General features: G+C 68.4%; 12 protein-coding genes. 5 read left to right on the top strand and 7 right to left on the bottom strand.

From position 1 onward, the window contains the following. Nucleotides 1–2: 2 nt before the first annotated feature. From OG555_RS28675 to OG555_RS28645, 7 genes are read right to left on the bottom strand one after another with little or no spacing between them, the layout of a single operon-like run. A complete protein-coding gene (locus OG555_RS28675) occupies nt 3–947 on the bottom strand; it encodes a glycosyltransferase family 2 protein (RefSeq protein WP_329475655.1) in 945 nt (314 codons plus the stop codon). Further along, nucleotides 944–2236: a hypothetical protein gene (locus tag OG555_RS28670; RefSeq protein ID WP_329475654.1), complete on the bottom strand. Its 1293-nt coding sequence runs from the start codon at nt 2234–2236 to the stop codon at nt 944–946. The genes OG555_RS28675 and OG555_RS28670 overlap by 4 nt, the downstream gene beginning before the upstream one ends. Nucleotides 2237–2238: 2 nt before the next feature. Continuing rightward, complete coding sequence (locus OG555_RS28665) at nt 2239–3360, bottom strand: class I SAM-dependent methyltransferase (RefSeq protein ID WP_329475653.1); 1122 nt, start codon at nt 3358–3360, stop codon at nt 2239–2241. Nucleotides 3361–3374: 14 nt separating this feature from the next. Beyond that, the gene (locus tag OG555_RS28660) at nt 3375–4040 is read right to left on the bottom strand and encodes a PIG-L deacetylase family protein (protein ID WP_329475652.1); all 666 of its coding nucleotides are present in this window, start codon (nt 4038–4040) and stop codon (nt 3375–3377) included. After that, nucleotides 4040–4897, bottom strand: a complete 858-nt coding sequence (locus OG555_RS28655) for a sugar phosphate nucleotidyltransferase (RefSeq protein WP_329475651.1) — start codon at nt 4895–4897, stop codon at nt 4040–4042. The genes OG555_RS28660 and OG555_RS28655 overlap by 1 nt, the downstream gene beginning before the upstream one ends. 46 nt (nt 4898–4943) lie before the next feature. Continuing rightward, entirely contained in the window at nt 4944–6176 is a 1233-nt protein-coding gene (locus OG555_RS28650; RefSeq protein WP_329475650.1) for a class I SAM-dependent methyltransferase, read from the bottom strand. Beyond that, the gene (locus OG555_RS28645; RefSeq protein WP_329475649.1) at nt 6176–7252 is read right to left on the bottom strand and encodes an NAD-dependent epimerase/dehydratase family protein; all 1077 of its coding nucleotides are present in this window, start codon (nt 7250–7252) and stop codon (nt 6176–6178) included. The genes OG555_RS28650 and OG555_RS28645 overlap by 1 nt, the downstream gene beginning before the upstream one ends. A gap of 141 nt (nt 7253–7393) precedes the next feature. On the opposite strand from OG555_RS28645, the gene OG555_RS28640 reads away from it, so the two are divergent. The 5 genes from OG555_RS28640 to asnB all read left to right on the top strand — a co-directional run bounded on the left by OG555_RS28640 (nt 7394) and on the right by asnB (nt 12827). Next, a complete protein-coding gene (locus tag OG555_RS28640; RefSeq protein WP_329475648.1) occupies nt 7394–7606 on the top strand; it encodes a type II toxin-antitoxin system RelE/ParE family toxin in 213 nt (70 codons plus the stop codon). Nucleotides 7607–7773: 167 nt separating this feature from the next. Further along, on the top strand, nt 7774–8115 hold the full coding sequence (locus OG555_RS28635) for a helix-turn-helix domain-containing protein (protein ID WP_329475647.1): 342 nt from the start codon (nt 7774–7776) through the stop codon (nt 8113–8115). A 242-nt stretch (nt 8116–8357) separates the two neighbouring features. After that, entirely contained in the window at nt 8358–9680 is a 1323-nt protein-coding gene (locus tag OG555_RS28630) for a UDP-glucose dehydrogenase family protein (protein WP_329475646.1), read from the top strand. Further along, nucleotides 9677–10906 (top strand): glycosyltransferase family 4 protein, encoded by a 1230-nt coding sequence (locus tag OG555_RS28625; RefSeq protein ID WP_329475645.1) that lies wholly within the window; start codon nt 9677–9679, stop codon nt 10904–10906. Before OG555_RS28630 ends, OG555_RS28625 begins: the two co-directional genes overlap by 4 nt. A gap of 1 nt (nt 10907) precedes the next feature. Beyond that, the gene (gene asnB, locus OG555_RS28620; protein WP_329475644.1) at nt 10908–12827 is read left to right on the top strand and encodes an asparagine synthase (glutamine-hydrolyzing); all 1920 of its coding nucleotides are present in this window, start codon (nt 10908–10910) and stop codon (nt 12825–12827) included. Nucleotides 12828–12834 lie beyond the last annotated feature (7 nt).

Raw genomic sequence — 12834 nt, 5'->3', positions numbered from 1 at the left:
GCCTACGAGACCTCCCGGCCCCGGACGACTCCGGAGCTCTCCGGGATCGCGGTCGGCGGCGTCGCCGGCTTGCTGTCCTCGATCCGGCCCGTCGAGCGGCGTACGGCGCGGCTCGCCAGCCAGCGGGTCAGATGGCCGTAGCACTCCCGCCGGTCGGCCGACGACAGCGGCGCCCGCCGGATCCCGCCGACGAAGCCGCCGATGTACTCCGAGACCAGCCGGACGGTGGGATGACGCAGCCGGCTCGCCCGCCGCGGCTCCATGTTCGCCGATCGGGACCGGATGGTCGGCTTGGCCCGCTCGGCCCGGTCGGGGTGGTCGCGACGGAAGAAGAGCAGCTCGGGCACCTGGTGGAACCGTCCGTACAGGGCCAGCTCGGCCATGATCGTCCGGTCCGAGTGGTGGTAGCTGCCGTTCAGCGGCGTACGGCGCAGGATGTCGGAGCGCATCACGCCGTAGAAGTCGTCGCCGCCGACGTCGAACAGCAGGCTGCGGAACCGGTCCGGTGCGTGCGGGTTCGCGGTGTCCAGCGGGTAGTCGACCTTCAGCACGATGTCGCCGTTGCCGTCGATGATCGCCTGGTGGGCGTGCGCGAGTACCAGGTACGGGTCGGCGTCCAGCGCTTCGATGCAGCGGGCCAGCAGGTCCCGGCCGTAGAGGTCGTCGTACGACGCCCACTTGAACAGCTCGGTGCTGGACTGGTCGAACGTCCAGTTGTGGTTCGGGGTGGCGCCGATGTTGACCGGCTGCTTGAAGTAGCTGATCCGCGAGTCCTTGGCCAGGTACTCCCGGCAGATCTCCTCCGTGCTGTCGGTCGAGGCGTTGTCGGAGATGATCAGGTGGAAGTCGCCGTAGCTCTGCCCCAGCAGGGCGTCCAGGGACTCCCTGAGGTACTTCTCGCCGTTGTAGACCGGAAGGCCGACACTCAGCCGCGGTTGCGCGTTCATGTGCTCCTCATTTCAGGCATCTCCTGCCGGTCAACCGCCGCGGCCGGCTCAGACTCCAGCTGCGCTTCCAGCTGCTTGCGTTCGCGGACCCCGATCCGCAGCGTGAACCACCAGACGAAGGCGGCGCAGAACGTCGCGCACGCGGCGCCCCAGGCCGACCCCCGGGCGCCACCGATCACACCGCCGGCAACGCCGCCGACCAGGTAGAACGCCGAGGCGCACAGCTGCGCCCGCAGACTGCGCCGGGCGACCCCGAGCGCGCGCAGGCCGGCCGCGGCGCCGGTGTTGAACCCGGCGTTCGCCACCGACAGAGTTGCCGGCAGCAACAATGCCGAGGAGGTCAGCCAGACCTCACCGAGCAGTGCGTGCCCCCAGGCGTCCGGCAAGGCGACCAGCAGTACCAGCCCCCAGGCCAGCGCCGCGACGAACTGCGCGCCGCCGAGCGCCAGGCAGAAGATCGGCAAAGCCCGGACCGATCGCCGCAGCACCCGCGCCGCCTCGGGCACCGCGACCAGGCCGACACCGGACAGGACGATGAAGAACGGTCCGAGCAACATCTCTGCGCCGCGGACCGTGCCGACCGCGGCGAGCCCGGCGAACGCGCCGAGCCCGTACATCCGGAGCTGGTAGGCGCCGCTGATGGTCAGGTTCTCGGTCAGGTAGCGCACGCTGAGGTCACGGTGGTCCCGGAACCAGTGCAGCGCCCGCGACACCCGCGGCATGATGCCGGCCTGCAGCCCGCTCACCAGCGCCGCGAACGCTCCGGCCCCGCCCCACGCCAGCACGAACCTGGTCACACTCGCGTCCTGCGACGCCAGATACAGCAGCGGCACCAGGGCGAGTGCCCAGGTGATGTCACTGACGAAGGCCTTGCCGCCTTGCCCCGATGTGAAGAACGCGAACCGCCAACTGTCTTGCAGCATCAGTCCGGGCAGCACGATGCCCAAGGCGATGAATCCCGCACCCGTGTGTCCACCGAGCAGCGCACCGACGGCGGCACAGGCCGCGCCGAGGATCAGGCCGACCGCGATCGCCATCCCGGACGAACTCGCGACCGCCGTCCGCCAGAGCGGTCGCTCGACCCCGCTGAAGCGCACGGCCAGCGGATCGGTTCCCAGGCCACGCGAGATGTTGACCACCACGCCGTACGTCACCCACGCGAGGCTGAACGCGCCGAACTCCAGCGCGCCCAGCTCGCGGGCGACGACGATGCCCACCACGAAGCTGACCAGGCTGGTCACAGCCTGATCAGCCAGTCCCCAGGTGAGGCGGCGCAGGACTCCGCGCATTGTCAGCGGCCCATCTCGTGGGGCTCCGGCAGCGGGACCAGGTACGTCGCACCCCAGCCGCCACCGGCCTCGAGCTGCGAGATCACCTCGTCGGCGATGTCCCAGGTCAGGATCAGTACGACGTCGGGCCGCGCCGCGCGCAGTTCGTCGATGGGCCGGATCGGTACGCCGCAGCCGCCGGGGATCCGGCGTCCGTGCTTACCGGGTGCGGCGTCGACAGTGAACGGCAGCAGGTCGGTCCCGACCTTGCTCAGGTCCAGCAACACCGGCGCCTTCGACGGAGCGCCGTACCCGAGCACTGTCCGGCCGGCGGCCTTGTGACGGGTCAGCACGTCGTGCAGCGCGCCAGCCGCATGCCACGCAGCCTCTTGCAGACTGGCCAGCTGCACCTCGTCGGCGATGCCCGCGGCGTCCTCGTCCTCGAGCAGCACGTCGACCGACGGGTCCGGCTCGGCGTCCGCGGTGTGCCGGAGCATCACCATCAGGCTGCCGCCGAACATGTCGACCTGCTTCACCGACTCGACGGTCAGACCGTAGAGCGCACCCAGCCGCTGCACCGCCCGCAGCGACAGGTAGGACCAGTGACCGTGCCGGATGGTGTCGAACTGGTTGCCGATGAACAACGGCAACAGGTGGTGGAACTCCAGCACCAGGAGGCCGCCGGGCGCGAGCCGCTCGGCACGGAGCTGCATCAGCTCACCGACCGCCGGCTCGTGTGCGATGCCGTGGACGTCGACCACCAGGTCGGCCCGTTCGCCGTCACCGGCCAGCCGGCACCCCTCGGCGTACAGGTGCTCGAGCCAGGAGCCACCGTGGTGGCTGGCGAACTCGAAGACCACGCCACCGGCGAGCTCCGGGTAGTCCCGCAGCAGTTCCTTCACCGACGACTCGGCGTGCGCGATGCTCGTCGCCGACTCGACCGCCAGCGGCGGCTCAGGCAGCTGCGGCTCGACCGGACCGAGCTGGACCAGCGTGCAGTCCCGGCACAGCCACAGCTCCAGCGGCCAGCGCGGATCCGGCCCTGGCGTGTCCGCGGTCGGGAAGTAGTCGGCGCAGGGCTGCGCACCCAGATCCACCACCGGTACGACGTTCTCCCCCGCGCACCCACGACACTTGAAGCTCACTGCTCCCCCTCCGGTCACCATGTCAACATCGCCTTGGCCGTGGTGAACGCTTCGGCGTACTTCGCCCGGCACTCCATCCCGCGCAGCCGGGCCAGCCCGGCGAAGACCTCTTCGTCGAACCAGTCGTGCGGGACCTGGGACGGGTAGGCCTTGTGCAGCCGGGCGATCTTCTCCCGCAGCTGCTCCTCGGTCAGTTCGACGTACAGCCACGGCCGGCTGATGTCGCCGTCCCACTTGGGGATCTCGTAGTGCAGCACCAGCTGGTTGCGCCACACCGTCGGCGCCAGTTCGGCGATCAGCCGGTGGTCCTGGTGCGCGTCGGTGCGGCTCGGCGCCAGCACCAGATCGGGGCGACGCCCAGAACCGGTGTCAGCGCCCCGAGCCGTTGCCTCTAGCAACTCTTTGGTCTCGTTCCAGTACGACGGCAACCGGCCGTCCGGCAGCTCGGCCGAGGTGACGGTCACCTCGCAGTCGGGCAGGAACAGCTCGGCCGCGCGGCGGGCCTCCTCCAGCCGGAGCGAGGACCCGGTCGCGATCACGAACTCGGCGGTCAGCTCCGGCACCGACTCGGCCAGCTTGAGCAGCGTGCCGCCGCAGCCGATCTCGATGTCGTCCGGATGGGCGCCGAGGGCAACCAGGTGGACCGGCCCGTCGATCAGGCCGAGCTGGAACGGCAGCATCAGATCGCCACCACTACCGGCCCGTCGGCCGATCCGTTGAGGGCCGCCTTGTCGAAGACCTGGGCCTGCTGCTCCCGCGCCTCGTGGCTCCACAGCGCCCACGGCTTCTTGCCCGACCGGTACAGCTCCTCGAGCTGGCTGCGTTCCTTGAGGGTGTCCATCGGCGCCCAGAACCCGTGGTGCGGGATCGCTTCCAGCTTGCGCATCGCGGACAGCCGCGGGAACGCGTCGCCGACCAGATCCTCGTCCTCGTGCAGGACGTCGAAGATCTCCTTCTTGATCACGAAGTACCCGCCGTTGATCCACACGTTCAGGTCGGCGGCCGACCGCAGCCCGGTGATCCGGGAATCGTTGTCGAACTCGACCACGTGGAAGGACGCCTGCGGCGGTACCGCGAGCAGGCTGGCGGTGATGTCGCTGGTCATCACGTGGTCGACGATCTTGTCCATCGGTGCGTCGGTCAGCACGTCGCCGTAGTTGGCCAGGAAGGCGTCGTCGTCCTCCAGGTACGGACGGACCCGGCGCAGCCGCTCACCGATGCTGGTGTCGATCCCGGTGTCGACGAAGGTGATCTTCCACTCGCTGATGTCGGAGTCGAGCAGCTGGATCCGCTGCCCGCCCTTCGACATCACGAAGTCGTTGGAGACCGTCTCCTCGTAGCGCAGGAAGTACTCCTTGACCGCGGACCCCCCGAAGCCCAGGCACAGGATGAACTCGGTGTGGCCGAAGTGTGCGTAGTACCGCATCACATGCCACAGGACCGGCCGGTCGCCGATCGTCATCATCGGTTTCGGTGCGGAGTCCACCCCACTGCGCATCCGCAGCCCGAACCCCCCACAGAAGATCACGACCTTCATCTGACTTCCCTTCCCCCCAACACGTTTTTCAGATCCCTAATACGATTCAGATCAGTTCGAGACGGGGGATGGGGACGACGAACTTCGCGCCCCACTCCCGTGCGTAGCCGAGCTGATGGACGATCTCCTCCCGCAGGTTCCACGGCAGGATCACGATGTAGTCGGGGCGCGTCTCGGCGAGGCGCTCCGGGGCGAAGATCGGGATGTGCGTGCCCGGCAGGAACATGCCGTGCTTGTGCGGGCTGCGGTCCACCGTGTACGTCAGCAGGTCCTCGCGGATGCCGCAGTGGTTCAGCAGCGTGTTGCCCTTGCCGGGTGCGCCGTACCCGGCAACCGTCTTGCCGTCGCGCTGGGCCTGGATCAGGAACTCGAGCAGCTCGGCCTTGATCGTGAAGACCTCCTTGGCGAAGCCCATGTGGCCTTCGACCGTGTGCAGGCCGGCGTCCTCCTCGTCCTTCAGGACCTTCCCGACCAGCTCGGACGGCTCCCCCGCGGTCTCGATCGGCGTCGACATCACCCGCAGGGACCCACCGTGGCTGGCCAGTTCCTGGACGTCGACCACCGTCAGGCCGGCCTTCTCCAGCGCCAGCGCGGCGGTCTTCAGGGTCAGGTACTGGTAGTGCTCGTGGTAGATCGTGTCGTACTGACGACGCTCGATCAGCCGGAGCAGATGCGGGAACTCCAGCGACACCAGCCCGTCGTCCTTCACCAGCGCGCGCAGGCCCTTGGCGAAGTCGACGATGTCCGGCACGTGCGCGAACACGTTGTTGCCGACGACAAGGTCCGCCTGCCCGTGCCGGGACGCCGCGTCCTTGCCGGTCTCCTCGCCGAGGAAGTAGCTCTCGGTCCGGATGCCCTTCTCGTTGGCGATCTCGGCGATGTTCGCGGCCGGCTCGATGCCGAGCACCGGGATACCGAGCGCGGTCGCGTGCTGCAGCAGGTAGCCGTCGTTGCTGGCGGCCTCGACGATCAGGCTCTCGGCGCCGAGGTCGAGCCGCTCCTGCATGTCGACGACGAACCGGCGGGCGTGCTCCACCCAGCTGGTCGAGTACGACGAGAAGTACAGGTAGTCGCTGAACACGTCGTCGGCCGCGACGTACGCCGGCAGCTGGACCAGCAGGCAGTTGTCACAGATCCGGACGTGCAGCGGGTAGAACGTCTCACCGCTGTCCAGCTGGTCGGCGCGCAGGTAGCTCTCGCACGGCGGCGACATCCCCAGGTCGACGAACGTCCGCGTCAGTGTCTGGCCACAGAGGCGGCAGGCGACTGATTCCCCCATCAGTGCTTCTCCTCGAATAGAGCGTCCCCAGGACCGGGGAACTGGTCGTCGGTCTGCCGGCGCAGCTGGTCGTCGACCAGGCCCGCGCCGAGCAGTTGCTGGATCCGGCGCAGCCGGACGAACTGGGCGGAGTTGAAGTCGTCGAGCGTCAGGCCGTGCCGCTGGTAGGCGTTGTACAGCTCGTCGACGCCCTTGCGGACCGTCCACTGCAGTTGCAGTTGCGGGAAGGTGTCGCTCAGCTTGCTGAAGTCGACCTTGTAGTTGCGCAGGTCGGGGCCGGCGCCGTCGGCGATCGACAGGGTCGAGCCAGGCACCGCCTCGCGGACCATCTCGGCGATGTCGCGGACCTGGACGACGTCCTCGGACCGGCCGACGTTGAACGCCTGGTCGTGGATCACTTCGCGTGGCGACTCCAGCACGGTCAGGAACGCCCGGCTGATGTCCTCGATGTGGACCAGCGGGCGCCACGGCGTGCCGTCGCTCTCCAGCCGGACCTGACCGCTGGTCATCGCGATCGCGGTCAGGTTGTTCACCACGATGTCGAGCCGTAGCCGGGTCGAGGCGCCGTACGCGGTGGCGTTGCGCAGGTACGTCGGGCTGAAGGTGTCGTCGGCAAGTTTCGCCAGCTCCTGCTCGGCCAGCGCCTTGGTCTCGCCGTACGGCGTGACCGGGAACATCTCGGCGTCCTCGGCGACGGCTTCGGAGCCGGCCGCGCCGTACAGGCTGCAGGACGACGCGAACAGGAACCTCTCGATGCCCGCGTCCTTGGCGGCGCGCGCGACGTTCAGCGTGCCCTCCAGGTTCACCGAGTACGTCGCGGCCTTGTCGAGGTTGCCGAGCGGGTCGTTCGACAGCGCGGCCAGACAGACCACCGCGTCGTACCCCTCGAGCTCCCCCGCCGTCACGTCCCGCATATCCCGCGGCTTGCGGCGCCCGATCGGATCCGGGCCCCCCAGCAGGTCGCACCCCTCGTACAACCCGGTGTCCAACCCGTCCACCTGATGCCCAGCATCCCGCAGGAACGGCACCATCACGGCCCCGATGTAACCCCGATCCCCGGTGACCAGAACCCTCATCCGTCGCTCCCCACGCCTCGGCTCTGTCATTCGCACAAACAGATCACCGAGGCGCCGGTCTGATACATCCGAACCGGATTCGGGTTCGATCGCGCCGTAGACCGGATTGCATATGTCGTCGACGACATATATTGTCGGCGTGTGGACGAGCTCTACGCGATCGAGGTCGAGCCGGAGGTCCGCGCCTGGCTGGAAAGTCTCCCCGCCAAACATTTCCTCAAGGTCGACGAGTTCGTCGGGTTGCTCGCCGAACATGCTCCGTCACTCGGAGAACCGTACGCACGACACCTCGGTGAGGGCGTTCGGGAGCTACGTCCGACCCTCGACGGCGCCGCCATCCGGATCACCTATTGATTAGCACCTGATCGGAGAGTCGTCCTGCTGACTGTCTTTCGGAAGACGCGCATGCGGGAGAACTCCGAGGTCACGCGTGCCGTGCTGGCCAAGAAGGTCTGTGAGACAGAGCACGGCCCAGCACATCAGGAGTTCTTCCGGACTATCGAGGAAGGCGAGATCGAGCCATGAGCCACAGTCGTTGGAAGACATTGCGCGAGCGGAAGCTCGGGGCGGGCTTCACCGAGCCTGGAGATGTCGCCGATGCTCGTCGCGAGATCCGCTTGTCGATGGCCCTCGCGCAAGCTGTTCACGGACGGCGGACGGATCTCGGGCTCACCCAGACCGAGCTGGCCGCACGTGCCGGCCTGACGCAGGCCAAGATCTCGCGGATCGAAGGTTCCGACACGGTTCCCACGCTGCCCCTGCTGGCGAGGCTCGCAGAGGCGCTCGACGCGTCACTCAACATCGCGCTCGACGACGACAAGACCGAGGTCTCCTTCATCGCACACACAACCGACGCCGCCTGACCTCCGCCAGGGTCTCGTCGTCCACGCCCGAACGAGCCGATCGCGCTCAGCGCTCCTGAGACTGGGAACGTCCGGGGCCGGACGGGCGAGGGCGCCGAACACGTTGCGTGACTCAGGATACGTTCCGCGCAATTTCCCCGAACCCATTTTCCACAGGCATGTATCAGCGCACCGGCCTGCGTGCTCTCCTGTGCGCTGACGTACGTGGGGGATGCCTGCGTCATGAGCCTGTGGGGGGCGTTATGAAGGTTGCCGTATTCGGCTTGGGCTATGTGGGTTCGGTGACGGCCGCGTGCCTGGCCGCCAACGGCCACGACGTCTGGGGGGTCGACGTCGACACTGCGAAGGTCGGTCCGATCACAGAGGGACACAGCCCGGTGGTCGAACCCGGCCTGGACGAGCTGGTGGCGGAGGGGGTCACCGCGGGCAGATTGCACGCGACCACCGATCCGCGGCTCGCGCTGGAGCGCGCCGACGTCTCCTTGATCTGTGTGGGGACACCGTCGACGCAGGCCGGCAGTACTGATCTCACCTACATCCGGCGCGCGGTCCGCGACATCGCCGAGGCCGCGCAGGTCGTGAACCCGCCGGTCTCCGGTTTCCACAGCATCGTGGTCCGGAGCACGGTCCCACCGGGCACGGTCGACGAGGTGGTCGAACAGGTACTGGCCGAGGTACCGCCGCCGGAGGGTCTTTCCTTCGGTACGGCGATGACGCCGGAGTTCCTCCGCGAGGGCTCGGGTCTGGCGGACTTCTACGACCCGCCGTTCGTGGTGGTCGGCACCCGGAACCCGACGGTCGGTACCGCTCTGGCCGACCTGTTCGGATTCCTCGGCGTCGACGTTCAGATTGTCGACGTCCGGACCGCGGAGGCGCTCAAGTACGCCTGCAACGCGTTCCACGCGACCAAGGTCTCGTTCGCCAACGAGATGGGCCGGATCTTCCGGCACTACGGCGTCGACTCGCGTGAGGTGATGCGGATCTTCGTCCAGGACACCAGCCTGAACATCTCGCCGTACTACCTGAAGCCCGGCTTCGCGTTCGGCGGCTCGTGCCTGCCCAAGGACCTGCGCTCGGTGCTGCACCTGGCCCGGGTCAACAACACCGACCTGCCGCTGCTGGCCGGCACGCTGGCCACCAACGAGCGGGCCGTGAGCGACGTCGTCGACCGGGTCGTGGCCGGTCCGGGCCGCGAGATCGCGCTGCTCGGCCTGAGCTTCAAGCACGCCACCGACGACCTGCGGGAGAGTCCGAACGTCGAGCTGGCCGAGCGGCTGCTCGGCAAGGGCTACAACCTGCGCATCTACGACGCGATCGTGAACCCGAGCCGCCTGGTGGGCGCGAACCTGCGGCACGTCAGGTCCAAGCTTCCGCACCTGCAACGGGTGCTCACCGACGACCCGGCGGCAGCCCTCGAGGGTGCCGATCTGGCCATCGTCTCGGCCACCGACAGCGCGGCAGTGAACGCCCTGCTCAGCTCGCCGCCGGCCCGCACCATCGACCTGAGCGGCCGGCTCGGCGACGCCGTCGAGGCGCTGCCCGGATACGAAGGAGTGGGCTGGTGAACGGTCCGCGCGTCCTGATCATCATCCAGAACCTCTGGGTCCCGTTCGACCGCCGGGTCTGGCTGGAGTGCAAGGCCCTGGTGGCCTCCGGGTACGACGTGACCGTCGTGTGCCCGAAGGGTCCGGGCGACCCGTCGTACCAGGTCATCGACGGCGTGACCGTGCACCAGTACAAGGCCTACGCGCCGGGCGGCAGCAAGGTCGGGTTCGTCACCGAGTACGCCTACTCGTTCCTGATGACGCTGCGGCTGGTGCTGCGGGCCCGCAAGGCCGGCAAGTTCCAGGTCATGCAGGCGTGCAACCCGCCGGACATCTTCTGGCCGATCGCGATGCTGCTGCGCCGGCTGGACGGGACCAAGTTCGTCTTCGACCACCACGACCTGTGCCCGGAGCTGTTCCAGTCCCGCTTCGGCGGTACGACGAGCCTGCCGTACAAGGGATTGCGGTTCCTCGAGCGGATGACGCACCGCAAGGCCGATCACGTCATCTCGACGAACGACTCGTACCGGCGGATCGCGATCACCCGCAGCGGCAAGGCGAACCACGACGTGACCGTGGTCCGCACCGGGCCGGACCCGGACAAGTTGCGCCGCGGCGGAGCGGACGAGTCGCTCCGCCGCGGTCACCGCTACCTGGTCACCTACATCGGCGTGATGGGACCGCAGGACGGCGTCGACATCGTCGTCCGCGCGGCCGATCACATCGTGAACAAGCTCGGCCGAACCGACGTCGCGTTCACGCTGATGGGTGGCGGTGACTCCTTCGACGACGTCGTGGCGCTGCGCGACGAGCTCGGGCTCGGCGACCACGTCGAGTTCACCGGCCGGGTGCCGGACGAGACCGTCCGCGCGGTGATGTCGACCGCGGACCTCGGCCTGTCGCCGGATCCGAAGAATCCGCTCAACGACGTGTCGACGATGAACAAGACGATGGAGTACATGGCCTTCGAGCTCCCGGTCGTCGCCTTCGACCTGATCGAGACCAAGGTGTCGGCCGAGGACGCCGCCGTGTACGTCGAGCCCAACGACGTCGCGCAGTACGGCGAGGCGATCGTCGACCTGCTCGACGACGAGGTCCGGCGCCGCCGGATGGGCAAGCTGGGTCGCGAGCGGGTCGAGCGGGTGCTCGCCTGGAACCACCAGCGCAAGGCCTACCTCGAGGTGTACGACCAGCTCACCGGTCACGTCAGCCACGTCGGCGACGTCGCCCGGGCCACGGGGTCCTGAGGTGTGCGGCATCGCCGGCTGCTACCAGCAGCGCGACGGGTTCGCCCTCGCCGAGACGATGAGCGACCGGATCGCGCACCGCGGTCCGGACGCCTCGGCGGTGTACCCGTTCGAGGACGGCGACGTTCGCGCGTACCTGGCGCACCGCCGGTTGTCGATCATCGACCTGTCGTCGGAAGCGGACCAGCCGTTCAGCAAGCGCGGCCTGACGATCTGCTACAACGGCGAGCTCTACAACTACAAGGAACTGCGGGCCGAGCTGTCCAGGGCCGGCGTCGCGTTCCGGACCAACGGCGACACCGAGGTGGTGCTGGAGGCCTGGCGGCGGTGGGGCCCGGACGCACTCAGGCGGTTCCGCGGCATGTTCGCGTTCGCGATGCTCGACGAGGACAGCGGCAGCATGTACCTGGCCCGCGACCCGCTCGGCATCAAGCCCCTGTACTTCCTTCGCCGCGAGGGCGGCGTGATCTTCGCGTCCGAGCTGAAGGCGCTGGTCGCCGCGATCGGACCGGAGCTCCGCACCGAGCCCGGCGCGCTGATCGCGTCGATGCTCTACTACTGGCTGCCCGAGCAGCGCTGCTCGATCGAGGGCGTGGACAAGCTGCCGCCGGGTTCGTGGGCCGAGTTCCGGCCGGACGGCAGTAGCCGGCACGAGACGTACTGGCGCGTGACCGACGTCGCGACCGAGGCAGCGGCCGGGCCGCGCGCCGACCTGCGTACGGTGATCGAGGAATCCGTCGCCGCTCACATGGTCGCCGACGTACCCGTCTCCACCTTCCTCAGCGGCGGCCTCGATTCCAGCCTGGTCACCGTGCTGGCGAAGCGGCTCGATCCGAGTGTCGACTCGTACACGATCACCTTCCGCGCGCAGGACCAGCGGCTCGAGGCGATGCCCGACGACGCGATCTACGCCCGCAAGGTGGCCCAGCAGTTCGGCATCGACCTGCACGAGATCGAGATCGCCCCGGACGTGGTCGAACTGCTGCCGCGGATCGTCGACATCCTGGACGAGCCGATCGGCGACCCGGCCGCGATCAACACGCTGCTGATGTGCGACACCGCCCGCAACGCCGGCGTCAAGGTCCTGCTCTCAGGGATGGGCGCCGACGAGCTGTTCGGCGGCTATCGCAAACACCTCGCGTGCGTGATGGGAGCGCAGTACCAGCGGCTTCCCGGCGTACTGCGCAACGGCCTGATCGGACCCACCGTCCGGCGGCTGCCGGTGACCGTCAACGGTCGCGGCCTGCGGTACGCGCGCTGGGCGAAGCGGTTCGAGACGTTCGCGAACCTGTCCGAGGAGACGGCGTTCCGGCGCAGCTACACGATGTACGACGGCGACCAGCTGACCGGTCTGATCAGTCCGGACCTGGAGCCGTACGTCGGGAAGCTGCTCGCCGAGCACAGCGACATCTACCACGACACCACGCTCGACGATCACGTGAACCGGATGTGCCTGGCCGACTCGCGGATGTTCCTGCCAGGGCTCAACCTGGCCTACACCGACCGGTCCAGCATGGCCGCGTCGACCGAGGTCCGGACACCGTTCGTGGACCCGATCGTCGCGCGGGCGGCGTTCTCGATCCCGGGCAGCGAGAAGATCCACCGGCGGGTGAGCAAGCTCGCGCTGAAGAAGGCGGCCGAGGCCTGGTTGCCGAAGGAGATCATCTACCGGCCGAAGGCGTCGTTCAGCGCGCCGCTGCGGGCGTGGATCCGCAACGACCTGCGCGAACTGGTCGACGACACCCTGGTGCGGGGCGAGCTCGTCGGCAGCGGGTTCCTGCGGCAGAGCGCCGTACAGCGGCTGGTCGACGACGAGCGGGCCGGGCGCGAGGACTACTCGAAGCAGATCTGGCAGCTGCTGACGCTGGAGACCTGGACCCGGAACATGCGGTCCCTCGGCGTGACCATCACCTCTCTCTGAAGGACCG

It is taken from the genome of Kribbella sp. NBC_01484 (assembly GCF_036227145.1).
GTDB lineage: Bacteria > Actinomycetota > Actinomycetes > Propionibacteriales > Kribbellaceae > Kribbella.
Note: the sequence above shows the minus strand (reverse complement) of the source record. Positions and strands in the feature narration are given on the sequence as shown.